Source organism: Falsochrobactrum shanghaiense, assembly GCF_003149535.1.
Taxonomy (GTDB): domain Bacteria; phylum Pseudomonadota; class Alphaproteobacteria; order Rhizobiales; family Rhizobiaceae; genus Brucella; species Brucella shanghaiense.
The window spans coordinates 289880-313268 of sequence record NZ_QGDB01000001.1 but is presented as its reverse complement, the minus strand read 5'-3'; the positions used below and the strand labels follow the sequence as shown (position 1 = coordinate 313268).

The window sequence follows — 23389 nt, the reverse complement described above, 5'->3', positions numbered from 1 at the left end:
GACAGAAAATGACAAAAATTACTGATCTTCGGGTCTTCGATCTCCGTTTCCCGACATCGCAAAGCCTCGATGGCTCGGACGCGATGAATCCCGACCCGGATTATTCGGCAGCCTACGTCATCCTTGATACGGATGACGAGGCGCTGAAGGGCCACGGCCTGACCTTCACCATCGGGCGCGGCAACGACATTTGCTGTCAGGCGATCCTCGCCATGCGCCATCTGGTTGTTGGCTCCTCGCTGGATGATTTCCGCAAGGCTCCCGGCAAGTTCTGGCGCTATCTGACCGGCGACAGCCAGTTGCGCTGGATCGGTCCCGACAAGGGCGCGATGCATCTGGCGACCGGTGCGGTCGTCAATGCGTTCTGGGACCTTCTGGCGAAGCAGCCGGGCAAACCCGTATGGCGGCTTGTGGCCGACATGTCGCCTGAAGAGATCGCCGATATTGTCGATTACCGCTATCTGACCGACGCCCTGACGCGCGACGAAGCCGTTGAAATCCTGCGTAAAGCGGAAAGCGGCAAGGCGGAGCGTATCGCCGAACTCGAACAGAACGGCTACCCCTGCTACACGACTTCGGCTGGCTGGCTTGGCTATGACGACGACAAGCTGCGTCGTCTTTGCCAGGAAGCCATCGATGAGGGCTTCAACCACGTCAAGATGAAGGTTGGCCGCGATCTGGAAGACGACATTCGCCGTCTCACGATTGCGCGCGAGGTGATCGGCCCCGATCGCTATCTGATGATCGATGCCAATCAGGTCTGGGAAGTCGATCAGGCGATCGAATGGGTCAACAAGCTGGCCTTCTCCAAGCCCTTCTTCATCGAAGAGCCGACCAGTCCGGACGATGTTGCGGGCCATCGCAAGATTCGCGAAGCCATTGGCGATGTGAAGGTTGCGACCGGCGAAATGTGCCAGAACCGCATCATGTTCAAGCAGTTCATCGCGGAAGGCGCCATCGATATAGTCCAGATCGATAGCTGCCGTATGGGCGGGTTGAACGAAGTGCTGGCCGTGCTGCTGATCGCAGCCAAATTCGGCAAGCCCGTCTGGCCGCATGCGGGCGGCGTGGGCCTGTGCGAATATGTGCAGCATCTCTCCATGATCGATTATGTGGCGGTTTCCGGCACCAAGGAAGGCCGTGTGATCGAATATGTCGATCATCTGCATGAACACTTCCTCGATCCTTGCGTGATCAAGGATGCGGCCTATATGCCGCCGTCTCTGCCGGGTTTCTCCATCGAGATGAAGCCGCAATCGATTGCGGAATATACCTTCAAGGGCTGATACTGAAAACGCCGCGCTCAAAAGCGCGGCGTTTTTATTGAGGCATAGCTGCGCAAACGCTCTATAAGCGTGAACATAGCGCTCGCACGCTGCCTGAACGTAATCACAACAATAGATTGTCTGGAAATTAGTGGTGCCCGGAGACGGATTTGAACCGCCGACACGCGGATTTTCAATCCGTCCAGAGTCATTGATTTGTAATGGAAAAAATGAAGATATGTTCCATTATGTTGCAGGTTTTGGCGCTCCCAGTAAGGCGTGTTGTGCTGCGGCAAGTTCGTCCGATGTATCCGCGCCGGGAAATAAGTGGCCATAAACGTCTGCCGTAATGTTGATCGTCGCGTGCCCCATGCGGGCTTGCACCATTTTTAAAGGCAGGCCGAGGCCGCCATCCTCTTTGCGATTGATCATCCAAGAGGCATAGAAATGCCTAGCTGCGTGGAGGCCGGGATATTTCGCATCCAAAATAGGATCCCCGTTTTTATCCTGCCTGCCGGTATCGACGGCAAGGCCAGCCTTAATCTGTGTGGCTATCCAGCCGCGGCGACGCATATTGGCCAGACCTTCTACCGATCCGGCTCCGGTTGGAAAGCATAGGTTGAGTTTCCCCTTTGGACACTCGTGCCTCCAGTCCTTCAAGGCATCGATGACGATTGGCGGGATCGGTATTGTCCGCTCGCCAGCTTCTGTTTTGGGCGGCCCGATTTCATTGAAGCGGTCGGCGCGCTGCCGGACCTGGATTGCGCCTTTATCAAGATCGACATTGGACCAGGTCAGGCCGCGCAATTCGGATGCGCGCAGGCCGGCGAAGATAGCGACGAGGAATAATGGCCGCCAGCGACCTTCAAGCGCACCGATTATCGACCGAATTTCTCCCGGTGTCGGAATATCGACGCCCACCTTCAATTTGCCTTTCTGGCGTTTTTCTTGGCGGCTTGTCGATGATCTTGTTTTCGATTTCTCGCGCACGACGTTGCGCACGACCAATCCGCGATCCTGCGCATCGGCAAGCAGCGAACCGAGACTGACCAGTACCTTGCGGACCATCGCGGGCGACCGACCTTCTTCGCGCAGCTTATCTTCAAACGCGCGGACCGACGCGATATTCAGGCGCGATAGCTTCGTTGCCCCTATGAACGGCACGATGTGAAGTTCGACATGCTGGCGGTATTGATTCGCTGTTGTGCGCTCAAGGCCGCGCGCATCCACCGCTGCAAGCCATAGCTCGCCAGCCTTCTTGACAGTGACGCTTTCGGATTCCGCGACGTGAACGCCTTGGCGGACCTCGCCGCGCACGGTTAGCAGGAAATCATCGGCATCTTTTTTACGGACGAACTGTTTGAATCTGCGCTTGCCGTCACCGTCACGATATTCGGCGAGCCAAGCGATTTTGCCTGATGGGAGAGTACGTTTTCGAATTGCCATAGTGTTGCATAACCGACACGCGGAATATGTGCAACACATAACAACAAGCGGAGCCACTTGACAAACGGCGTGGAGTCGCTTTCAATCCGTTGCGCTTCAGAAATGAAGGCGCAATTGTCCTTATGGGGAATAACTAGGATTTTATCAAAACTGTGTCAAGCACAAAAAACGAAAAAGGAAAAAAATAAATGCAGGCTGCCAATGACGACCTTGCTTCTGACCTTCTGGTCGGCGCCGATGCCATTGCAGATTTTACCGGAATGAAGGCCAGGACTATCTACCATTTAGCGGCCAAACGGGCCTTCCCGACCTTCAAAATGGGCGACCTTGTATGTGCTCGGAAATCCAAAATTCTGGAATTTATTGAAAGGCAGGAGGCGGCATGAAAAACGACTATTCTTCACTTCTTGAACTTATGAAAATGCACCGCCGTGATTTGGTGGATCGTCTTGAAAACGATGATGACCCGAAGACTGCAAAAATGCTTGGTGAAGCCCATCTGGCCATCCTTGCCATTGAAGCGGTCATGTCCGAGCGCCCCTCAGAGAAAACCGGTCCGAAAATCGAATTCGATGAAAAAGGCTGGCCTATCGCCCCGGCATAATTAGCGAGCTTGGCGCATTGCCGGTTAAAAGGAAACACCATGAAAAAGATTGAGGCAGCGCCTCTCGATTTGACCGAGGATCAGGCGACCATCCTTTGGGATTGGTCGTACGAAATTGAGACGGTAATCAAACGCAGTGCTGGCATTGCGATTGCGATGAACGTGGGCAGGAATACGCTTCTGCACGGAGAATCCAGTGTCTCTCATAAAGAATATGGGCGCCGCTGTGGGGTTTGTCGTCGCACTATTGATACCGCAGTGAAGCAATTGAAGCAGCACGACATCATACAGCGCATCGGCACCACAGAGGCGGGGGTAGCCATCTATCGTGCTAATTTCCAGTGGCGGAAGGCCCCAGCGAATGGCGTGGCATAGAATCCGCGTAAAGGACAAAGCCGCCTTCCGAGAAGACATGCAGGAAGACACAACCCTGACCGACCTTCAAAAGCGTATGATTTCGGTTATTGTCAAGCACTGGAGCAATGCGCGCATGGCTGCGGAATGCAGCAACTCATTCATCGCAGTCGGCGCCGGCACGACCGTGAAAATGGTGAAGAAGTATAAGCCATCACTGATTGCCAGCGGTCGAGTATCGGTAAAGAAAGAGCACACCTTCACGGAATCGACGCTCTGGGATGTGAACTGGTTTTTTCGCGGCAGCGCCTATACTCGGCATATGAACGGTGGCAAGCCTATTTCTGATTGCCGCAAGGTGGCCCCCAAGGATGCGCAGGGGAGCCCCCCGTATATGCATAAGGGTGCCCCCCAAGATTGCATAGGGGGGTGGCCCCCAGATATGCATGGGGGTGGTCCCCAAGTGGGGGCCCAATTCCATCCTCTACGAGGATGTATAGGCGCCCCTACAGGAGCGCGCCCTTTGGGGGGCGCGCAGGGAGTGGCGCCATTAAAAGAAAAGAAAAACAACCCGCGCGCGCAACCCGGTTTTGCCCGATGGAAAATCGTTCATGCTGAATATGAAGGCGAGGACGAGGATGTGTTCGTAGCTCACCTTCGGAGCGGCGCAAATCGTAAATTTGTTTTGCGCTGCCATATCGAGAGCGAGGAATATTGTGCTCTTGATGACGCCATAGGCATTGATGGTGATACGGAATACATAATCGGAACTCAGATCGCCATGTCCGTGAACCGAACTGGCCCTAAAGAGATCAGGCGTGCCGATCCTCTGCCGTGGCAGACGGCAGACATCGTATCGGGTGAAACAAATCCAGACGGCAGCGCAATCATGCGCGTCATCATTGATGGCGAGGAATCAAAGATGCGCCTGACCTCTCCGCAAGCTGCCGCCCTTATCGAATCTTGCGGGGGCGAAAAAGAAACCATAGGTGCGCGGGTTCGCTTTCGGTTGATGCCCGACGATAGCATGGAGTTTTATACCGCATGAAACATCCAGAAACTTACGAACTGCCGATCGACATCCCGGCAGAAAAAGCAGCAGCCCGCGAATGGCTGGCAAAAAAAATGGAAGGTGCCACAGTGACACGATTGCCGACAAAGCCACAGCCAGAGCCGCGAGGATGGAAGCCGCGCGAGCGCAGTTCACCGGCCAATGATAACGAACCGGCGATCCCGATCTGCGAAGCGCTGGTCCGCGATAAACGCCCTGACGATGCTGCGATGATCCGGCGCTATCGTTATCTTGTGGATGTAGCTGGGCTGCCGCAAGAGGACATCCAAGCCGAAGTCGGAACGCAGGGCATCGACGTTGCCCGCCGAACTAGCTTCGATGACGATGGCAGGATGCGTGATCATGGCGCGCGCATTTCCGCAAAGGTGGCAACTTCATACGGCAACCGCAACACTGTTACCGCCGATGACATTCCCCGCCGCGCACAAGCCCCCACAGTGCCGACGATCGGTGAGGGCAGCATCATTGCTCACATTGACGCGAAGGCCGTCATTGGGCCGTTACGGGCCGCTGTGGGGCCTTTGCTTGACGTTTTTGAAGATGCGGCGATAGGCGGCATGACGATGACGCGGATTGGCGAGCATCATGGCTTTAAGGGTAAGCAGGCCAGCGCAGCGGGCAAGGCGCTGGTATACGCCGCCGTGGATGCGGTTCGCGATGCGTGGAACCGGGACAATCGTCTGGCAGCGGTGCAGGCACGGCTAGCTGACGAGGCGGTCCGAAAGGCTGGGGACAAGCGAGATGCGGAGAATATTCTATACTTCGGCAAGGACATAACCACGAAGCCGGGCATGATTTATGGGCGATCGAAGGCGGCATAGCTTTCTCGTTGGCTGGCAAGCATATGCCAGCAAACGAGAACTATTTGATCGAGCACAGGAAAGTAGCCTGACCGTCGCTAACGCGCACTCAACTCCCCTATGACGGGGGAGCTAAAACAAATTGCGGGGCCGCTTCGGTGGTCCCTTTTTCTTGCGGACTTGTGAGCCGCCCCGACAATCTTGCCGCCGCATTGAAAAAATCTGCGGCCTAACTGCCGCTTTTTGCAATCTCGCAACCTGTTGCGGTGAAGGGGTTCAACCGCTATGCGGTTGCGGTGCACCCCAAAACCGCTTTTGCGGTTACAAGTGAATACACATTTTCAAAAGGTCGCTTCGGCGGCCTTTTCTGTTCTGGCGCTTTGAGTAGCTGCCGGACTCGCAGGCGGTTGCGGTGTTTTCTCCTCACGCAATCGCCTGCGCCCAATCCCCGCGCTGCGAACTGTTTGGGCCGCCCTCGTCCGCGCTGAATACTGGACGGATTCCGTTCACCAGCCTGCTTTTTTTTAGCCGCTCATTCGGCAGCAACACGAAACACGTCAAAATTGAAAGGACGAAATATGCACCTTCCAGACAGGTGGAGGCGGGCCGCCTTTGGCGTGGCCGAATCCGCCGCAATTTTAGCAATACCAGAGGACACCCTGCGAACATGGATGGCCCGAGAACCTTCAGGGGATTTTGCCGGTGCAAAGACTGGTGGCCGGGTTTTCCTGTCCGGGGCCGACTTGTTTTTTTACAGCCTTATCCGCGAATTTACGGCTTATGGCGTGGCGGTGCGCACGGCCATGGGTGAGGCGGGGAAGATCGCCAATGACTCGCTCTATGAAATGCCAGCGCAGAAATATGTCGCCATCAGGCGGCGCGTCGGTTTTTCCGAATTTGAACTCACTGACGCGCCCAATCTCGATGACAGGCCAGTTGCCATCATTCCGATTAAACAGATGATGCACATGCTGATCCAGCGTGTGGAAGGGGCATACTAATGTGGCCGTTCCAAACGAAAACCGCGCCCGTCGAAGAAACCAAGGCCAGCAGCGACATAGTAAGCCCTGAAGGCTGGTTTGTTGCGCACTTCGGTGGTGGCCCGGACGACATCGCAGCGACCGCGCACACTGCCTTGCAGGTGCCAGCGGTTGCATCGGCGATCCGCCTCATAAGCGAAGCTGCGGCTTCATTGGATGTTCGCGTCCAACGAAAAGTTGGCGGCGTCTGGAAGGACGTGCCTAATCATCCAGCCGTCAAGCTTTTGAACAATGAGGCGAACGAATGGACCAGCGGCTTTGAACTGACGCGCGGCTTGCTCATTGAGACGCTGACGTCCGATCCCGGCGGCTTTGCGCTTGTGACGCGATCCAGCGACAACCGACCGATTGCGATCCGCAAGTATAAGCCCGGCATAATCCAAGTCGAGTTTTCGGCAGAAGGCGACGGCCAGCCCTTATATAAAAAGAACGGCAAAGCTCTTCGCTCCAGCGACGTCATACATGTTCGGAACGCTTTCAATACGGCACCGATCAGTCATGCGCGCGACGCCATCGCTTTTGCCAGAGGATTGCAAGCCTATGGACGGCAATTGTTCCAGAACGGCGCACGACCGGGCGGCCTTTTGAAGACGACAAAGCCCATCGGTGATCGGGGCGTGGAGGCGATGCTGAAAGGATGGACTGCGGCTTTCTCCGGCTCCCAGAATGCAGGGAAGACGCCAGTGCTATGGGATGGCACCGACTACACGCAGCTCGGTCTTTCATCCACCGATGCGCAGTTTCTCGAAAATCGCCGGTTCCAGAACGAGGAAATCGCCCGCGCCTTCCGTGTGCCGCCCACAATGATATTCGACCTTGAGCGTGGAACATGGGGCAATGCCGAGCAGATGGGGCGAGAGTTTCTGACATACTGCTTGGAACCTTGGCTGCGAGAGCTTGAAGGTGCCTATGGGCGGGCTTTGCTCACCGATGACGAGCGGCGCAATCATCGCATCCTGTTTGACCGCGATGACCTGACCCGCGCCAGCCTGACCGAACGCGCCACGGCGGTTTCATCACTTATTTCCAATACATCGATCTCCCCGAACGAGGCTCGCACTTGGTTGCTGGACCTTCCTCCTCGTGAGGGCGGAGACGTGTACCAGAACCCTGCCATTCAAGTGCAGGCGCAAGAGCCAACGGCAGAAACAAAGCCTGCGGCATAAACTTCCAAAAAAGGAATATTCCATTGGTTGAAATCACTCGTGATTTTGATGGTGTCGAGCGCACCTTCAGAGTCAAAGACCCCGCTTTGTTCGAGCAAATCACGCCTCGCAAATCGGTCTATGCCTACTTGCAGCTTTTTACCGCTGGCGACTGGAGCATCGATGATGTTGCACTCGTGCTTTCCTTCGCCCTACACGGCCCCACTCCCCATTTAGCGCGGGAGTGGAGTCTGATGAAGCAGATGGGCAGATGGGGCAGCGCGCTGCAATATCGTCTTTCATACACGCCTCACCCGGACGTCGTGGCCGTCGTGTCAAAAGCGCCCGGCAATTACGCGCCCATTGCGATCGATCTGCTAACTGAACTCGTCTTTGGATCTGGCGCATCAGTGGAGGCTGACGATGAGTAACACGCTCGCAGCGGTGGAACTCGACGTCAAGTCGGTCCAGGAGGATGGCACATTTTCCGGCTACGCGGCTGTTTTCGACACGAAAGACCAGGGCGGCGATATTATCCGCAAGGGTGCTTTCGCCGCCTCTCTGGCCCGTCTGCCGGCTAACAAGGTCAAGATGCTTTGGCAACATGACCGAGATGAGTTGATCGGTATTTGGACGAAATTCGAGGAGGACGACTACGGCTTGAAAGCCGACGGTCGTTTGCTTCTCGAAACCACCCGCGCCCGCGAAGCGCACGCGCTGATGAAGGCGGGCGCACTGGACGGCATGTCCATCGGGTTCAACACCATACGCGCCACCCGTGATCAATCCAATTCTGCCCGCGTCTTGGAAGAAGTGCTTCTAAAAGAGGTCAGTCTCGTGACCTTTCCCATGCACAAAGACGCCATCATCTCCAACGTCAAATCCGACAATGAAACAATCGCCGCCATCCGTGCGGCCACTCAGGCAATTAAGGAAATCTAATGACTGCTATTCTCAAACTCGAAACGAAATCCGAATCCGAACTCGACGTCAAGGCCGTCCTTGATGACCTCACTAATGAAGTAAAAGCCAAGGCGGAGAATGATAATAAGCTCGTCGATCGTCTGGACAAGCTGGAGGCCAAACTGGCCCACAATGACAATGAGCCGACCGAAACGAAGTCTGCCGGCGAGCAGCTTGTTGAAAGCGATGCCTTTAAAGATTGGGCGGTGTCTGGTAAAAAGGGCAGCGCAGACATCGAGTTGAAGGCCATCACCACTGGCGCCGCCACGGTGGGCACCGGCACTGATGGCAGCACGTCTCTTGTGCCGTCTCACCATGTTCCGGGCATCATCGCTCCGGCTGTTCGTCCGCTCACTATCCGCGCACTTCTTGCGCAGGGCAGCACCACGTCGGGCGTGATCCAGTACGTGCGAGAGACCGGCTTTACCAATAATGCGGCCCCTGTCGCGGAAGGCGCTGCCAAGCCGTATTCTGACATCACATTCGATCAGGAAACCGAGAACGTTCGCGTGATTGCTCACCTATTCAAGGCCAGCCGCCAGGTGCTTGAGGACTCGGCCCAGCTTGCCAGCTACATTGATACCCGCGCTCGGGATGGCCTTGCGGACGTTGAGGAAGCCCAGCTTCTCAATGGTGACGGCACCGGCCAGAACTTGAACGGCTTGATCCCAAACGCAACCGCGTTTGACACCGCTCTCGTTGACGCCGATGATAATAAGGCAGACATTATTCGCCGCGCAATCTTGCAGGTTCGCCTTGCGGAATACCGGGCCGATGGCATCGTGCTTCACCCAACCGATTGGGCAGACATTGAAGTCCTTAAGGAAACCACGGGCGGGTATATATGGTCTAATCCTACCATCAATAACGGGCAAAACTTGTGGGGCATCCCTGTGGTCGATACCACGGCCATGCCGGTCGGCAACTTCTTGGTCGGCGCTTTTGCCCGTGCTGCGCAGATATTCGACCGCTGGCAGGACCGCGTTGAAGTGTCGAACTCGAACGTGGATGATTTTGAAAAAAACCTCGTCACCATCCGGGCAGAGGAACGCCTGGCGCTGGCAATCTACCGTAAGGAAAGCTTTGTGTACGGCGCGTTTGAAGAACCTGTCGGCGGCGTGTAACTTCTAATCTGGCGGGAGGAACGACGGGCTAGCTTTCAGTCCGAAAGGTGCATCAAGGCCCGCCACCATCCAAATAACCTTGATGCGCCATGAGCGCCACGGGAGGCCGCACGCGCGACGCTGCGGTCTCCTTTTTTAATAGGAGACCCTAATGGTCAACCGTATTACGTCATGCGGCTGTTCGGTGCCGAAGGGCAGCAAGTGCGTCCATGAGCTAAAACGGCAGGCCGCCCGGCAGCGCCAGAATGACGAGGAGCGCGGCTCTAGCGCCAGCCGAGGCTATGACAAAGACTGGTCGAAGCTGCGCTTCCGCTTCCTGCACCATCATCCATTGTGCGTGGTGTGTGGCGCAAAGGCCAGTCACGTAGACCATATCCAATCGGTGCGCGACCGGCCCGAGCTACGGCTCGAATGGACTAACCTGCGCTCAATGTGCGGGCCATGCCATGGCCGAAGGACGGCGCGCGATCAGAGCCAGAACTGGGGGAAGCGATGAACAGAGCAGACATGGCCAGCGTCTGGCCGCCGACCGCCGCCGTCGCTCGCGAGGCAGGACATGCGCAGGTAAGTCCGATGCGCGCGATCCGTGCGAAATGCACAGATTGTTGCGCTGGTCAGCTTTCCGAGATTCGGGCCTGTGAGACGGTTGCTTGCGCCCTGTGGCCCTTCCGCAGTGGTAGCCATCCCTACACAAGCGCGAAGGTGAAAAACCCTCTCGTGGAGCGGGATTTTTGACGGGAACCCCCCACCGGGGGGTGGTTTCGAACTTTCTCCGATCAGACGGAGACCACCCGCGCCCCACAATTCACATTTCCCTCTAAATAGGAATTTCATCCTATGTCAATTGTCGACTTGGCCGTTATGAAGGCCGAACTAGGTATCATCGATGATGCCGATGATAACCTGATTGCATCCAAAATTGACGCCGCTCAGGCACATCTTGAAGCGCTTTTGGGCTTTGAAATCGAAGTAAAGTTTCCTGACGGCGCCCCTGCCGATCTTGTTGCTGCGGTGAAGATGCTGGCGGCTGGGTGGTACGAAAACCGAGAATCCGCCCTCGTCGGCTTGTCGGGCATGGAAGTGCCGCACGGAGTCTGGGAGATTGTCAATAACCGCCGCAACTATTGGGGTGTCAGCGATGGCGCGTAGTAAAGACCTACAGGCTCTTATCAACACACTGAACGCTATCCCCAAAGCCGTCCGCGCCAAGATCGATCCCGCCATTGAAAAAGGTGCGGACGAGATGGTCGAGCGCATGCGTCTGCTCGTTCCTGACGATCCGAAAACCGGCGGCAAAGACTTGAAGGCCAGCATCAAAAAGGTGCGCGGACCGGTGCCCATGGCGATCCGCGTTCAAGCGATCGATGAGAACGCCAAAGGCGAGGACAATGCGCTGTTTCAGGAATATGGCACACTCAAAGGCGACCAAGGCCGACCGCAAACGGCTCAGCCTTTCTTTTGGCCGTCTGTCAACACCACGAAAAAGCGCGTGCGTCGTCGCATCGATCGGGCGATTTCCAAGGCGGTGAAGGAGGCGTTCGAGAAATGAATATTTTCATTTTGCGAATGAACTTGTGCAACGTCGATTGCGAGAGATCGACCATTGTCGCTTCGTTCGATGCGAGAGTGGGCGACTTCAAAATCCATAACGCGCAAGTGCGTGCGGACCATCGTGACGGGCGCTTGTTCATATCGCTGCCCGGGCGTCAGCGTGGCGGTATCTCTCTGGCATTCGGCGATGTGCGCACCGCGTTGGCGGAGGCAGCATTGGAGGCGTACAATGAGCGAAGCTAGTTTGGCGGCCCAGCGGCTTGCCGTGACGGCCATGCGTGCCCGCGCGGCGCTGACGGCGCTTGTGCCTGCGTCAAGCATCATGGATCGGAACGAACGGCCTGAAGTTTTTCCGTGTATCATTGTGGGTGAAGCGCAGACGGTCGGCGATGACATCGACTGCGCCGACCTTTCGACGGTCTATCTGACTCTGCATGTCTGGACGCGCGAAAACACCTTCACCGAATGCAAATCGATCTGCGGCGAAATCCGCCGTGCACTGCGCCGCTTGAATGAGATTCAGGACGGGTTTGCATTGGATTTTAGCTTTGAAGATGCGCGCTATCTGCGCGATCCATCCGGCGAGCATAGTCATGGCGTCGTAACATTTCACGTCACTGCGGAGGATATGGTTGCGATATGAGGGCAGGAAAACTCGCTGAAACGATCACGCTGCGCGGTGCCACATATGTTGATGACGGCTATGGCGGGCAGGTGCGTGTCGAAGTCGATCACGCCACCTTGCGCGCGCAGATTATCGAAGAATCAACCGATGAATATATGCGCAATTACGGCACCAGCACCGAAAGAGTCACGATCTTCCGCACGCGGTTCATTGATGGCGTCACGTTAGACATGAGCGTCGTTCACGACGGGCGGTCGTATAATCTCAAGCAGATAAAAACGATAGGAAGGCGGCGCGGTCTGGAATTGCGCTGTGTGGCATTGAATGGCTAGGGGCAGGAAAGCAGAAGTACGGGCGCTCGATGGCGCATTGGCCGAAGCACCGAAACCGCCTGCATGGATGCCAGCGCATGGCAAGGCCGAGTGGCGCCGTGTCGTGCCGCAACTGGTAGCTGATCGTAAGATCGCCGCTCATGAATTGCAGACGGTTGAAGCTTATTGTCTGGCGGTCGCAACCATGAGGCAGGCCGAGGAAGCGGTTCGTCTGCATGGTTTGACCTTTGAGTCCGATAGCGGTCCTAAGCGACGGCCCGAAACAACCATCCTGAAAGAAAATCTGGAAGCCGCCAGACGGCTTGCCGCAGAACTTGGCCTGACACCGGCCAGTCGCAACAAGAATAGCGGAGGCGCACGCGGTGACGGAGAGGCTGCCGAATTTGGCGTGGATATTTGACGATAGCCCGATCCCTGATCCTCACGGTAAGGGCGAAGCTGCCGTCAAGTTTATTAAAGCGCTGAGACATCCAAAATCCAGCCTGCCGGGGCGGGCATTCGTCCTTGATCCGTGGCAGGAACGCATAGTTCGCAAGATTTATGGCGATACCGCCGAGGACGGCACGCGGAAAATTCAAGAGTTATTTCTTATGGTCGGACGCGGCAACCGTAAGACAAGTCTTATGGCTGCCTGCCTCATGCTTCATCTGATCGGGCCGGAGCGCGTGCCCATGTCATCGATCAGCAGCATCGCCAATGCCCGCGACCAAGCTGGCCTGACGTTTCGCGAAATGGCCGGCATATGCCGAGCAACGCCGCGCATTCTAGAGGCCGTTCATATTCAGGACAGTGCCAAGCGCATCACATACACAAAGCATAACATTGTCTATGAAGCCCTGTCTTCCGACGCCAAGTCTGCACATGGACGTTCTGATGTGGCCGTCTTCTGGGATGAGGGCCATTGCGAAACCAAGTTTGACCTTATTGAAGCTGCCGAAACGACGCTCAATAAGGGGCAGAATACCCTCCTGCTTTCTGCGTCAACGGCGGGCATCGGTCAGCTAGGGCCGTTCTATGCGAAATATGACCATGCGCGGAAGATCGTTGACGGTCGCGTGCAGGATGAAACATTCCTGCCGATTCTGTTTGAAGCGCCGCGTGACGTCGATTTCCGTGACGAGGAATGGCTGTTCGCAACCAATCCCGGCTTGCGGCACGGTTATCCGAATATCCGAAAACTGCGGCGCTATATAGAGAAGTGCGAACACAGCCCCAGCGAACGCGAGTCGTTCAAGCGGCTACACTTATCGGTCTGGCTTGACGGCGCCGCCAATCCCGAATGGGACTTATCGATCTGGGATGAAGGGCATGGCGAGATTGACCTTGAAGCGCTGGCAGGTCGCCGCGCGTGGATAGGAGTGGATTTATCCAAGCGCATCGATCTATCGGCGGTGGCCTGCGCCATTGAACTGGATGACGATAAGTTTGCGTTGCACGTCATGGGCTTTTCTCCTGAAGCTCAATTACGCCGACGCGCCGATGAGGACAGCGCACCTTACTCGCAGTGGCGCGATGAAGGATGGCTGACTGCCTGCGAGGGCGATATTGTCGATTACGGCACGGTTGAAGGATATATCCGCGAGCTATGCGACCGCTTTGAAGTGCACGAGGTCGTCTTTGACGTGGCCATGGCCCGCGAGATGATGGAATCGCTAGAACGCGACGGCATTCCAGTCGCGGCGTTCCCGCAAACGCTCATGAACTTCGCCAAGCCGGTCGACACGTTCGAGGACATGTTTCTCAATCGCCGGCTTGTGCATGACAGCCCGCTCCTACGGTGGGCCGTGGGTAACACGGTCATGATGCGTGACCAGAACGACAATCGCAGGCCAGCTAAGAACAAGTCTGCCGATCGTATCGATCCATGTGTTGCGAGCATCATGGCTGTTTCGCGTGCCGCACAAGGCGCATCGGGCCGTTCGTCCTATGACGATGCGCCGGACGATTATGCATTTTTCTCAGTATAGGAGCCGACATGGCTAATAACGCCTCAAGAAAACTTATGGTGGACGTCGTCGCGCGCGTCGATAAACTTGAAAAGGCCATGAAGCGCGGCGTGCAGGTCTCTGACCAGCAGATGGGCCGCGTTGAAAAGCGCGCCAAGACGATGGTTTCCCGTGTCGACCGGCAGTTTTCAAAGCTGACATCTTCAATAGGAGGGCTTGGCAAAGCCTTTATTGGAGGTCTAGCCGGCGGCGCCTTAGTCGGCGGCTTTGAAGGACTAGCGCGAGGTGTTCGCAGCGTCGTTGCGGAGTTGACAAGTATCGGCGATATAGCGGCGAAGGTCGGCTTAACAACGGATGCGTTACAGCAATTACGTCATGTCGCGAGCCTGTCCGGCGTGGGTGTGAACAATCTCGATACAGCAATGCAGCGTTTTTCGCGCCGTGTAGGCGAGGCTGCAAACGGCTCGGGCGTCCTCAAAGATGTCCTGCAAGCCAATAATGTCCAACTGCGCAATGCGGATGGCACCATGCGCAATCAAGTCGATATACTTCGCGATTATGCAAACCTGATAAAAAACGCGGGTTCAGAACAAGAGCGGCTCCTACTGGCGTTTAAGGCCTTCGATTCCGAAGGTGCAGCCTTGGTCAATGTGTTTAAAGATGGTGCCAGCGCAATCGACAACATGCGCCAGAAGACCGAAGAAGCGGGCGGGGTTATCGATGCGCAGTTGATCAAACGTGCCGCCGAGCTTGACGTTGCCTGGACGAACACATGGCGCAATTTCGAGATCAACTCCAAAAACGCGATTATGACTGCCATCGACGCAATGACGCAACTGCGTGGCGCGTTTGATGACTATGAAAAGAGACTGGCTGCCGCAGAAGCAGGCCGCGTCGTTGGCGGCATGATGCTCAAGGGAGATACGCCTGAAAACCGCTTGGCGAGGCGCATGGCTGGTCAACCAATCAGCCCCGAAATGGCAGATGCGAATCAGAAGCTGGTGGAGGCCCTTGATCGGCGTTATAAATCTAATGATCCGGCAAAGGTTACGATTATCCCGCAAGGCACCAAAGAAGGCGGTAAAGGTAAGTCGGGCAGTAGCCGCAACACCGCCGCCGAACGTGCCTTGCGGGAAGCCGAAGCCGTACAACAGTTAATCGATAACTTGTCAGAGGAACTGCGGTTGGTGGGCGCCAGCGACGTCCAGCGCGCGAAGTCCAACGCCTTGCGTATGGCCGGTGCCGCCGCCACAGCAGAGCAGCGCGAAGAAATTTCCCGCATCGTGGAGGCGATCTATTCCGAACGCGAGGCCGTTGAAGCGGCACGCAGCCAGTACGAGGCGATGAACGACGCCGCGCGCGAGGCTACGGGGACGTTAGTGTCCAGCCTGATGAATGGAGAGAGCGCCGCTGATGCTCTTTCTAATGCTCTGGGCCGTGTCGCAGACCGCCTGTTGAACGAAGTGCTCGACGCGATATTTCAGGTCAACAAGGCTGGCGGCGGCGGCATCTTCGGTTCCATCCTCGGGCTGTTCGGCGGCGGCCAGATGGGCATCGCTATGAACGGCGGTATCGGGCTGTATGACAAAGGCGGCTACACTGGCCCCGGTGGCGTGAAGGAACCTGCCGGAGTTGTGCATAAAGGCGAAGTCGTCTGGTCGCAGAAAGACGTGGCGCGTCATGGAGGCGTGGCGACCGTCGAGGCAATGCGGCGCGGCCTGCGCGGTTACGATGTGGGCGGTGCACCGGGCTTCAGCATGCCTGCCGTACCGAAAATGCCGAACATCTCGAACGTCACGAATAATAATAGCGCCATCAACAGTGCACCCGTGATCAACGTCAATGTTGATGGCGCAACCGGGAATGCGGAAGTTGCCATGATGGTGAAGGCCGGAGTTGAGAAAGGTATTCAGGCTTGGCAGAAAACACCTTATTTTGCCAATGCCGTTGCTGGTGGCGTGAAGCAGGCGCGCCAGCGCGGGATGATTCGGTAACTTCCCCGAAGCGGGTATTCCCGCAACGGATTAATTCAATCAGTTAGAGGTGCGGAGCCGACCCTCCGCCACTCCCAAGGCCCTATAAACGAGCCTTGCCAGAAAGACTGAGGAAGGCAAGCAACTGGGTTGGGTGGCTGATAAAACTGGCCGGCATATTCCTTGCCCTTCAATTCTGCCTTGAAATATGCTTGCCTCTGGTTATCTGGGGGGCGGCAGAATGACAGAGATAATTAATCCGGCAGTTCATACGCGAAAGAAGCGCGTGATCGTCGTGGACACTGAAACAACTGGGGTTCTGCCCTTCGACAGAATAATCACGATCGGCGCGGTCAAAGTCGAGGGCGACGAGCTTCAAAGGCAATCGCTGCACTTAATCTTTGATCCTCGCAAGGATAGTCACCCGCAAGCTGAAGCCGTCCATGGCTATGATAATTGGATGACTCGTTACCAGGATTTGTTTGCCGATCTGGCCGCGCCATTGCGAAAGTGGTTCTCATGGGCCGATGAAATCGTGGCGCACAACGCAGAGTTCGACATGCGATACATCCAGCGGGAGTTTCGTAAGGCAGAAGTCGATATGCTGGACCATCCGATTTATTGCACCATGGAACGCGCACGCGAGATATGGAGAGGCGAGTCGGCCAAGCTTGATCATTGCCTGTCAAAGATTGGTCTTTCTCGTGTGGGTCAGCGCCACGGCGCGCTGGAGGATGCATATTTGACAGCTGGTCTCTATTTGCACCAACAGGGCGTCAAGAAGCCGTTGCCGCGCGTGAAGTCATGGTATCCGCCCAAAAACCTAAAGCCCTTCCCCGAGCGACCTTCAGGTGATCTACCGCGGCGGTCGCCAAAGCGTAGGAGCGCTGGAGGTTGAAGGGAATCCATTTGCTGAGTACGCTCACCATTCACAGATCCACAAGCTTCAGTATCCGCCAGCCTTCAGTGGTAATGCGTGCCCAATAGGTGCCGTCACTATCTTCTTCATATATAATCCAGCCGCGGAGTGCCATTCTGCGTACGACATCGACAGCCTTTGCTGGAACGTCATTGAACCGCAGCCGGTTGCCGGACACAAGGCGCAGGGCAGCTATTTGTGGCTGCGTGAGGCGCAGTACAGGCTTCTTGGATATATAACCGCTGGTGCTGAGCTGCGCGCCTGCTGCGGTTAGTACGAGGGTAATCTTGCCGCGCCTTGGTACTTGCATATCGACAAAGCCGAGCTTGGCCAGCTCCTGATACGCAACGATTTCTGGGTATTCCATTTTGTCCATAAGCAACCCTGTTTCAGTGGCTGCGATGCGGTCAACAAGCGCAATCTGTACCGGTGTTAACTTGTAGATCAAAATGGGCTTGGTGGACATATAGTCAGTCCTGCCTGTCTCTCAGCCTAACACCGTATCCGCCGCCGTTTTCGGGGATGAATACGACGCCCGCCGATTCGAGGGCGGCGCGGATGGCATCTATAGTGCGGGGTTGCAATTCTTCGCCGCGTTCTAAGCGTGAGATTGTATCCACTGAAACACCAGCTTCACGAGCTAAATCACGCACACCCCAGCCGATCGCTGCACGCGCCATTTTACATTGAACAGAATTAATCATGACAGTGTACCGATTTCCGCTTGACGTACTGATTTTGTATTGGTATCGGTACATTATCACGAAATCAGAACACTGCAACGCAAACCGCGCAGCACGCTTAACAGATTACTAATTCCTGATTGGCCGGTCCACAGAGCGTTCGCAACCCGTCCTCGGTATGCCCGGTCAATCAGGAACCCCACAGTTGAGGAGATACCGCCATGCAGCACCCCGTGCGAGCAAACGACACCGCTTTGCCTGAAAGGGTAGAAGTCGCGAGAGACCTGATTTTCGGGCTTGATGATGCTTTCGGACGATTGGACGCGGCCATTCGCGTTATGGACATGCTGACGGACGGAACGCCAGCCAATCTAGGGACGATTCCGCTGTATGGCCTGCATCGTGAGATTGACAGTCTTCTTTGGTCCGCAGCAGGAGGGCGGCCATGAGCACCTTCTATGACATCAGCAATCACGTTTGCGAAGTCCGCGCATTGGCCGACACGCTTTTGCATCTCGATATGCACGACGAAGATTTGTTCAATCGCGCATCTCCATACCTCATCCGGATATTGGCCGACAAAGCCGCGGAACTGGATCGGGCGCATGATGCATATGAGTTGACGCTGATGGCGAATGGGAGGGTGGCATGAGTGACTTATCGATGGGCTTCTTCATCAGCTCCGCCATATGGAGTTCACTACTGGCATGGCTCTGGCACATCCGGCCACCCCAACTAACAAGTTTCCGCGGCCTTTTTGTGTGTGGCCGCAGCAGCGACGGGTTCGTGCATGGCCCGAAGCTGCGGGACGGGATGTTTGTTCTCCGCAGGCCCGTCCAACCTATTGGATCTGTGGCGCAACTGGATAGCGCAGCCGTCTTCTAAACGGCAGGTTGCCGGATCGTACCCGGCCAGATCCTCCATCCTTGCCGTCCCGAGCGGCAAGTCGGGAAGCGGGCGATAAAGGCCTGCTCCCATTCCCGGCGGCCTCACCAGCCGTTCGGCGGACCAGAACACGAGGAGCAAGCCCCCTGCCCAAAACCGGGCAGGGTAGCCCGACCGGCCTTGCTGCTGGCGTAAACCATCCGGCGGTTGCCGGTCGGGCGATTATCAATCATTAGCGTGTTGCAGATGTGTTGCATGGAGCAGTTTACAACACGTTGAAAAGCCCGGAAAACGTGGATTTATGTTGCATGACGTTGCAACATATTCTTGGGATTTTCTATGAGCCTTGATCTAGACTAGCTCTTTGATTTCGTTGGGTTTTTTAGTGGTGCCCGGAGACGGATTTGAACCGCCGACACGCGGATTTTCAATCCGCTGCTCTACCAACTGAGCTATCCGGGCATCCCGCAAGGCTGCTGCCTTACTGCGTGGCGGCACTCATGTCCGCCGGAAGTGCGTGGGTTATAGCATTAAATTTGGCGCTGTCCAGCACCGTATCGCAATTTTTATCAGCTTTTCTCACAACCTTGCTAAAGCACCGATTTTACTGTGGAAACCGATGTGAGCGAAGCCTCAGTTATCGTTTTCTTCTTCCTCATCGATCGGCTTGCCGGGAATGACATAGCTGCCCGAAAGCCAGCGATTGAGGTCAATGCTTTTGCAACGCGGCGAACAGAAAGGATAGGAATCGCGACTGGATGGCTTGCCGCATTCGGGGCAGGGGCGTGTCGGGCGCAGAGGTGTGACGCGTGCGCCTGCGGCAGCGGATATGTCTTTCTTGTCGCTCATATCGATTCAGACCTTCCCGTTCGACCAATTGGCATGGACGGGATAATCGCCATCGCCAAGCAGGCTCACGGTTTCCTGCAAGGGCAGGCCCACGACATTGGTGTAGGAACCCACAAGCTTGACCACGAAGCTGCCTGCAAGCCCCTGTACGGCATAGCCGCCAGCCTTGCCGCGCCATTCGCCTGACGCCAGATAGGCATCGATCTGCCTGCGTGTCAGCCGCTCGAAGCGCAGCCGCGTTTCAACGACGTTCACGCGTTCTGCGCCATTGGGCAGAATAAGGCATATGCCGGTGAAAACCTTGTGTGTACGGCCGGATAAAAGGCGCAAGCATTCGCGCGCTTCATCCATGATCTCGGCTTTCGGCAGAATGCGCCGCCCCACGGCCACGACCGTATCGGCTGCGAGCACGAAGGCGCGGGCGAAATTCTCGTCGCTTTTGAGCCGCTCATGGGCGGCCCTGGCCTTTTCACGCGCAAGACGGCGCGCCAGCGAACGCGGATGTTCCGCGCGCTGTGGCGTTTCGTCAATATCAGCGGGCTGGATATGGTCTGGCTCGATGCCCGCCTGCCTCAGAAGCTCGATCCTGCGGGGAGAGCCGGAGGCAAGAACCAGCTTGTGTTGCGCGCTCATCGACACGGTTTTCCTGAAAAGCGAAGCGATTGCTTACTTGAAGCGATAGGTAATGCGGCCCTTGGTCAGATCGTAGGGCGTCATTTCGACCAGAACCTTGTCGCCTGCGAGAACGCGGATGCGGTTCTTGCGCATACGCCCGGCAGTGTGGGCAATGATTTCATGTTCGTTTTCGAGCTTTACGCGGAACATTGCATTGGGCAGCAGTTCCGTAACAACACCCGGAAATTCGAGGACTTCTTCTTTCGCCATGCGATACCTGTTTCTTTCTTTGATAAAATAGCCCCAACCGGGCCCTGAACCTGATTTTGCGCGGAACCTATATGATTAGGCGGCATTTGTGAACAACCGAATTGGGCGAACCTAATCGGACGCAAAACGCTGCGTTATTTGCCTCTTCAGGCGGTCCCGGACATCCCGATAGGCATTCATGATCTGCTCCCGGCTTCCGGTCATCAGCGTGGGATCGGGCGTCGGCCAATATTCCACATCGACGGAAAAGCCGCGCATACGCTCCAGAACCGTATGATGCGCCAGAGGCGTCAGCGTTATGATGAGGTCGAAATAGCCATCGGCCAGTTCTTCTATACCACGCGGCTGCCTGTCATCAAGTGACAGATCCTCTTCCGAAAGCACCGCATCCACAAACGGGTCGCGCTCACCCCGCTTCACACCGGCGGAAGCCACATAAATATTGGGTGGCAACAGCTTTCTTGCAAGAAGCTCGGCCATGGGTGAGCGGATAGCGTTCTTTCCGCACACGAAAAGCAATGATGTGGGGCGTTTTCGAGCCTCTTGCGTATCATCGTCGGGGGCCATGGAATCCTGCGCCGCCATCAAGGATCAGCCCCGCCAGTGCAGGACGCAAACAAGCGTGAAAAGCCGCCGCGCCGTTTGAAAATCAACCTTGATCTTGCCGTTAAGCCGCGTTTGCAATGTTTGCGAGCCTTCATTATGCAGCCCGCGCCGCCCCATATCGATGGCTTCGATCTTGCTGGGGCTGGCCGAGCGGATGGCTTCATAATAGCTTTCGCAGACCATGAAATAGTCGCGCACGACACGCCGCAGCGGCGTCAGCGAAAGAATATGGGTTGCAACCTCTTCGCCATTTTCGCGGCTGATGGAAAAGATCAGGCGCTTTTCTATGAGAGAGAGCCGCAGCCGGTAAGGCCCGCCAATACCGTCGCCTACCGGATAAAAGGCGTTCTCTTCGATCAGATCGAAAATAGCGACCGCGCGTTCATGCTCGACATCGGGCGTCGAGCGGCCGATGGATTCATCAAGCTCGATATCGACAAGACGGGCATTGGGAACACCAGCGGTCATGTTTCCTCATAAATTAAGCCGGATGGCAACCGACTGGGCATGGGCGTCCAGCCCTTCGGCGCGGGCGATTTCAATGGCTGCTGGTCCGAGTGCGCGTAGCTGATCAGGGCCGAGCCTGAGCAGCGAGGTGCGCTTCATATAGTCGAGCACCGAAAGGCCCGATGAAAAACGCGCCGAACGCGCAGTCGGCAGAACATGATTGCAGCCGCCGACATAATCGCCGATCACTTCGGGCGTATGCGCGCCGATGAAGATCGAACCCGCATTGCGGATTTTCGGCAGCAGGGCGTCCGGGTCTGCGGTCGCGATTTCCAGATGTTCGGCTGCGATGCGATTGGCCAGCGGAATGGCGGCTTCGAGATTTTCCACGAGAATGACAGCGCCGAAATCACGCCAGCTTGCAGCCGCCGTTTCCGCACGCGGCAGGGTGCGAAGCTGCCGCTCGACCGCTTCCTCGACCGCCTTCGCCAATGGCTCGTCATCAGTCATCAGGATGGATTGCGCCGCCCTGTCATGTTCGGCCTGCGCAAGAATATCGGCTGCCAGCCAGTCGGGATTGTTGTCCTTGTCGGCAATCACCAGCACTTCCGAAGGTCCGGCGATCATATCGATGCCGACGGTGCCGAAAACGATGCGCTTGGCGGCGGCGACATAGGCATTACCGGGGCCGACGATCTTTGCAACCGGCGCAATGGTCTGCGTGCCATAGGCAAGTGCGGCGATCGCCTGCGCGCCGCCCACGCGATAGATTTCGGAGACGCCCGCAAGGCGCGCGGCCACCAGCACCAGCGGATTGAGAATGCCATCGGGGGAAGGCACCACCATCACGATGCGTTCCACACCTGCAACCTTTGCAGGCACGGCGTTCATCAGCACCGAGCTTGGATAGCTCGCCGTGCCGCCGGGCACATAAAGCCCCACCGCCTCGATGGCCGTCCAGCGCGAGCCGAGTTCGACGCCGAGCGCATCCGTATAATAATCATCCTTGGGCAATTGGCGCGCATGGTGCTTTTCGATGCGCTCATGCGCCAGCTTCAGCGCTTCGATAGTGCTTGCGGGGGCAAGATCAAATGCCGCATCGATTTCCGCCGGGGTGACGGCAATGCCGGTTTTTTCCAGATCGATACGGTCAAAACGGCGCGAATAGTCGATCAGTGCCGCATCGCCCTCGCGGCGCACGCGATCGATGATTTCACGCGCGGCCCGATCGACATCCTCTGAAGCTTCGCGCTTGCCGGAAAGGAAGGCTGCGAATTTCTGTTCAAAATCGGGATCGGTTTGTCTGAGCGTCGTGACCACGCAATTATTCCTTTAGTCTGTCTGTAGAGGCTCAAAGCCTGTGTGAAATCTGATTGAAGCGCCGGTCAGACATCGTGTCGCGGGCGGGATTCGGTTTCCCAGACTGCGCCAAGATCGGTCATTTGCGCTTCGATACATTCGACATCAAGCCGGATAGCCGCATTGGCCGAGAAAGTCAGTTCTATTGTTCCCGCCGGTGCGGCGTCTGGAAGAAAGCGGATCGCCAGCAGGGAAAGCACCTCTTCGCCTTTCTGCCGGTCGATGCCGGTTGCTTTGATGGCGTTGACGCGATTGAAATGCAATGCGGTGCGGCGGCGCTGATAGGCGGGCTTGCGCAGGAATTTCGGTTTGGCTTCTTCCCAGACGAAACGGTTTGCCGTGAGGATGAAACGCCGGTCCTTGGCAAAATACTGAAGATCGGAGACTTTGAGCACGGCGTCCTGAAGATGGGCGGACAGGACCTGCAAGTCTTCCTCATCCAGCGCTACGAGCTTCAACATTTCCATAATTCGTACCAACCCCTGTCGTTTTTGAAGCAATCAGCCTGACCGCCAA

34 protein-coding genes and 2 tRNA genes are annotated in these 23389 nt (G+C 56.4%); 24 read left to right on the top strand and 12 right to left on the bottom strand.

Going from position 1 to position 23389, the window contains the following annotated elements:
• Positions 1 to 8: 8 nt before the first annotated feature.
• Complete coding sequence (locus tag DKP76_RS01560) at positions 9 to 1286, top strand: L-fuconate dehydratase (protein WP_109704665.1); 1278 nt, start codon at positions 9 to 11, stop codon at positions 1284 to 1286.
• 225 nt (positions 1287 to 1511) lie between these two features.
• Here the strand turns inward: DKP76_RS01560 and DKP76_RS01555 are convergent, their stop codons facing one another.
• Complete coding sequence (locus DKP76_RS01555; protein ID WP_109704664.1) at positions 1512 to 2711, bottom strand: tyrosine-type recombinase/integrase; 1200 nt, start codon at positions 2709 to 2711, stop codon at positions 1512 to 1514.
• A gap of 188 nt (positions 2712 to 2899) precedes the next feature.
• Here DKP76_RS01555 and DKP76_RS01550 point away from each other — a divergent pair, with 188 nt between their 5' ends.
• The 10 genes from DKP76_RS01550 (at position 2900) to DKP76_RS01505 (ending at position 9813) form a co-directional block, all read left to right on the top strand.
• Positions 2900 to 3097, top strand: coding sequence for a helix-turn-helix transcriptional regulator (locus DKP76_RS01550; protein WP_109704663.1), 198 nt, complete (start codon positions 2900 to 2902; stop codon positions 3095 to 3097).
• Positions 3094 to 3315 carry a hypothetical protein gene (locus DKP76_RS01545; protein WP_109704662.1) on the top strand — a complete coding sequence of 74 codons (222 nt, stop codon included), beginning with the start codon at positions 3094 to 3096 and terminating at the stop codon, positions 3313 to 3315. Before DKP76_RS01550 ends, DKP76_RS01545 begins: the two co-directional genes overlap by 4 nt.
• Before the next feature lie 39 nt (positions 3316 to 3354).
• On the top strand, positions 3355 to 3690 hold the full coding sequence (locus DKP76_RS01540) for a hypothetical protein (RefSeq protein ID WP_109704661.1): 336 nt from the start codon (positions 3355 to 3357) through the stop codon (positions 3688 to 3690).
• A gap of 37 nt (positions 3691 to 3727) precedes the next feature.
• The gene (locus tag DKP76_RS01535; RefSeq protein WP_146198896.1) at positions 3728 to 4717 is read left to right on the top strand and encodes a hypothetical protein; all 990 of its coding nucleotides are present in this window, start codon (positions 3728 to 3730) and stop codon (positions 4715 to 4717) included.
• Positions 4714 to 5562: a hypothetical protein gene (locus tag DKP76_RS01530; protein WP_109704659.1), complete on the top strand. Its 849-nt coding sequence runs from the start codon at positions 4714 to 4716 to the stop codon at positions 5560 to 5562. The genes DKP76_RS01535 and DKP76_RS01530 overlap by 4 nt, the downstream gene beginning before the upstream one ends.
• A 596-nt stretch (positions 5563 to 6158) precedes the next feature.
• Positions 6159 to 6542 carry a hypothetical protein gene (locus tag DKP76_RS01525; RefSeq protein ID WP_146198895.1) on the top strand — a complete coding sequence of 128 codons (384 nt, stop codon included), beginning with the start codon at positions 6159 to 6161 and terminating at the stop codon, positions 6540 to 6542.
• Entirely contained in the window at positions 6542 to 7747 is a 1206-nt protein-coding gene (locus tag DKP76_RS01520) for a phage portal protein (protein WP_109704657.1), read from the top strand. Before DKP76_RS01525 ends, DKP76_RS01520 begins: the two co-directional genes overlap by 1 nt.
• Positions 7748 to 7770: 23 nt before the next feature.
• The gene (locus tag DKP76_RS01515; RefSeq protein WP_109704656.1) at positions 7771 to 8157 is read left to right on the top strand and encodes a hypothetical protein; all 387 of its coding nucleotides are present in this window, start codon (positions 7771 to 7773) and stop codon (positions 8155 to 8157) included.
• Positions 8150 to 8668 (top strand): HK97 family phage prohead protease, encoded by a 519-nt coding sequence (locus DKP76_RS01510; RefSeq protein WP_109704655.1) that lies wholly within the window; start codon positions 8150 to 8152, stop codon positions 8666 to 8668. Before DKP76_RS01515 ends, DKP76_RS01510 begins: the two co-directional genes overlap by 8 nt.
• Positions 8668 to 9813 carry a phage major capsid protein gene (locus DKP76_RS01505; RefSeq protein ID WP_109704654.1) on the top strand — a complete coding sequence of 382 codons (1146 nt, stop codon included), beginning with the start codon at positions 8668 to 8670 and terminating at the stop codon, positions 9811 to 9813. The genes DKP76_RS01510 and DKP76_RS01505 overlap by 1 nt, the downstream gene beginning before the upstream one ends.
• 214 nt (positions 9814 to 10027) lie before the next feature.
• On the opposite strand, the gene DKP76_RS19565 is transcribed toward DKP76_RS01505, so the two are convergent.
• Entirely contained in the window at positions 10028 to 10186 is a 159-nt protein-coding gene (locus DKP76_RS19565) for a hypothetical protein (RefSeq protein ID WP_245410110.1), read from the bottom strand.
• Here DKP76_RS19565 and DKP76_RS19790 point away from each other — a divergent pair.
• From DKP76_RS19790 to DKP76_RS01460, 10 genes are all read left to right on the top strand, one after another.
• Positions 10151 to 10309: an HNH endonuclease gene (locus DKP76_RS19790; protein WP_425349359.1), complete on the top strand. Its 159-nt coding sequence runs from the start codon at positions 10151 to 10153 to the stop codon at positions 10307 to 10309. The genes DKP76_RS19565 and DKP76_RS19790 overlap by 36 nt on opposite strands.
• Before the next feature lie 341 nt (positions 10310 to 10650).
• Positions 10651 to 10962 carry a head-tail connector protein gene (locus DKP76_RS01495; protein WP_109704652.1) on the top strand — a complete coding sequence of 104 codons (312 nt, stop codon included), beginning with the start codon at positions 10651 to 10653 and terminating at the stop codon, positions 10960 to 10962.
• Positions 10916 to 11362 (top strand): HK97-gp10 family putative phage morphogenesis protein, encoded by a 447-nt coding sequence (locus DKP76_RS01490; RefSeq protein ID WP_158279395.1) that lies wholly within the window; start codon positions 10916 to 10918, stop codon positions 11360 to 11362. Before DKP76_RS01495 ends, DKP76_RS01490 begins: the two co-directional genes overlap by 47 nt.
• The gene (locus DKP76_RS19120) at positions 11359 to 11607 is read left to right on the top strand and encodes a hypothetical protein (protein ID WP_158279394.1); all 249 of its coding nucleotides are present in this window, start codon (positions 11359 to 11361) and stop codon (positions 11605 to 11607) included. The genes DKP76_RS01490 and DKP76_RS19120 overlap by 4 nt, the downstream gene beginning before the upstream one ends.
• On the top strand, positions 11594 to 12007 hold the full coding sequence (locus DKP76_RS01485) for a DUF3168 domain-containing protein (RefSeq protein WP_158279393.1): 414 nt from the start codon (positions 11594 to 11596) through the stop codon (positions 12005 to 12007). The genes DKP76_RS19120 and DKP76_RS01485 overlap by 14 nt, the downstream gene beginning before the upstream one ends.
• Positions 12004 to 12321: a phage head closure protein gene (locus tag DKP76_RS01480; protein WP_109704649.1), complete on the top strand. Its 318-nt coding sequence runs from the start codon at positions 12004 to 12006 to the stop codon at positions 12319 to 12321. The genes DKP76_RS01485 and DKP76_RS01480 overlap by 4 nt, the downstream gene beginning before the upstream one ends.
• The gene (locus DKP76_RS01475; protein WP_109704648.1) at positions 12314 to 12721 is read left to right on the top strand and encodes a phage terminase small subunit P27 family; all 408 of its coding nucleotides are present in this window, start codon (positions 12314 to 12316) and stop codon (positions 12719 to 12721) included. The genes DKP76_RS01480 and DKP76_RS01475 overlap by 8 nt, the downstream gene beginning before the upstream one ends.
• On the top strand, positions 12705 to 14288 hold the full coding sequence (locus DKP76_RS01470; protein ID WP_158279392.1) for a terminase large subunit: 1584 nt from the start codon (positions 12705 to 12707) through the stop codon (positions 14286 to 14288). The genes DKP76_RS01475 and DKP76_RS01470 overlap by 17 nt, the downstream gene beginning before the upstream one ends.
• A gap of 8 nt (positions 14289 to 14296) precedes the next feature.
• The gene (locus DKP76_RS01465; RefSeq protein WP_146198893.1) at positions 14297 to 16261 is read left to right on the top strand and encodes a phage tail tape measure protein; all 1965 of its coding nucleotides are present in this window, start codon (positions 14297 to 14299) and stop codon (positions 16259 to 16261) included.
• A 220-nt stretch (positions 16262 to 16481) separates the two neighbouring features.
• Positions 16482 to 17138, top strand: coding sequence for a 3'-5' exonuclease (locus tag DKP76_RS01460; RefSeq protein WP_109705123.1), 657 nt, complete (start codon positions 16482 to 16484; stop codon positions 17136 to 17138).
• 31 nt (positions 17139 to 17169) lie between these two features.
• On the opposite strand, the gene DKP76_RS01455 is transcribed toward DKP76_RS01460, so the two are convergent.
• Positions 17170 to 17625, bottom strand: a complete 456-nt coding sequence (locus DKP76_RS01455) for a hypothetical protein (protein ID WP_109704645.1) — start codon at positions 17623 to 17625, stop codon at positions 17170 to 17172.
• A 4-nt stretch (positions 17626 to 17629) separates the two neighbouring features.
• Complete coding sequence (locus DKP76_RS01450) at positions 17630 to 17863, bottom strand: helix-turn-helix domain-containing protein (RefSeq protein WP_245410109.1); 234 nt, start codon at positions 17861 to 17863, stop codon at positions 17630 to 17632.
• Positions 17864 to 18063: 200 nt separating this feature from the next.
• Here DKP76_RS01450 and DKP76_RS01445 point away from each other — a divergent pair, with 200 nt between their 5' ends.
• The 3 genes from DKP76_RS01445 (at position 18064) to DKP76_RS01435 (ending at position 18765) form a co-directional block, all read left to right on the top strand.
• Complete coding sequence (locus DKP76_RS01445) at positions 18064 to 18291, top strand: hypothetical protein (protein ID WP_109704644.1); 228 nt, start codon at positions 18064 to 18066, stop codon at positions 18289 to 18291.
• The gene (locus DKP76_RS01440) at positions 18288 to 18494 is read left to right on the top strand and encodes a hypothetical protein (protein ID WP_109704643.1); all 207 of its coding nucleotides are present in this window, start codon (positions 18288 to 18290) and stop codon (positions 18492 to 18494) included. The genes DKP76_RS01445 and DKP76_RS01440 overlap by 4 nt, the downstream gene beginning before the upstream one ends.
• A gap of 194 nt (positions 18495 to 18688) precedes the next feature.
• Positions 18689 to 18765 (top strand) — tRNA-Arg (locus DKP76_RS01435).
• A gap of 348 nt (positions 18766 to 19113) precedes the next feature.
• Here DKP76_RS01435 and DKP76_RS01430 read toward each other — a convergent pair.
• From DKP76_RS01430 to DKP76_RS01395, 8 genes are all read right to left on the bottom strand, one after another.
• Positions 19114 to 19189, bottom strand: a tRNA-Phe gene (locus tag DKP76_RS01430).
• A 171-nt stretch (positions 19190 to 19360) separates the two neighbouring features.
• On the bottom strand, positions 19361 to 19576 hold the full coding sequence (gene yacG, locus DKP76_RS01425) for a DNA gyrase inhibitor YacG (protein WP_109704642.1): 216 nt from the start codon (positions 19574 to 19576) through the stop codon (positions 19361 to 19363).
• A gap of 6 nt (positions 19577 to 19582) precedes the next feature.
• Positions 19583 to 20209 (bottom strand): Maf-like protein, encoded by a 627-nt coding sequence (locus DKP76_RS01420; RefSeq protein ID WP_109704641.1) that lies wholly within the window; start codon positions 20207 to 20209, stop codon positions 19583 to 19585.
• A 33-nt stretch (positions 20210 to 20242) separates the two neighbouring features.
• Positions 20243 to 20461, bottom strand: a complete 219-nt coding sequence (gene infA / locus DKP76_RS01415; RefSeq protein ID WP_002965531.1) for a translation initiation factor IF-1 — start codon at positions 20459 to 20461, stop codon at positions 20243 to 20245.
• Between the two features lie 111 nt (positions 20462 to 20572).
• On the bottom strand, positions 20573 to 21046 hold the full coding sequence (locus DKP76_RS01410; RefSeq protein WP_109704640.1) for an arsenate-mycothiol transferase ArsC: 474 nt from the start codon (positions 21044 to 21046) through the stop codon (positions 20573 to 20575).
• A gap of 6 nt (positions 21047 to 21052) precedes the next feature.
• Positions 21053 to 21535, bottom strand: coding sequence for a UPF0262 family protein (locus tag DKP76_RS01405; protein WP_109704639.1), 483 nt, complete (start codon positions 21533 to 21535; stop codon positions 21053 to 21055).
• A gap of 6 nt (positions 21536 to 21541) precedes the next feature.
• Positions 21542 to 22834, bottom strand: a complete 1293-nt coding sequence (hisD, locus tag DKP76_RS01400) for a histidinol dehydrogenase (protein WP_109704638.1) — start codon at positions 22832 to 22834, stop codon at positions 21542 to 21544.
• Positions 22835 to 22899: 65 nt separating this feature from the next.
• Positions 22900 to 23340 (bottom strand): DUF2948 family protein, encoded by a 441-nt coding sequence (locus tag DKP76_RS01395; protein WP_109704637.1) that lies wholly within the window; start codon positions 23338 to 23340, stop codon positions 22900 to 22902.
• Between the last annotated feature and the right edge of the window lie 49 nt (positions 23341 to 23389).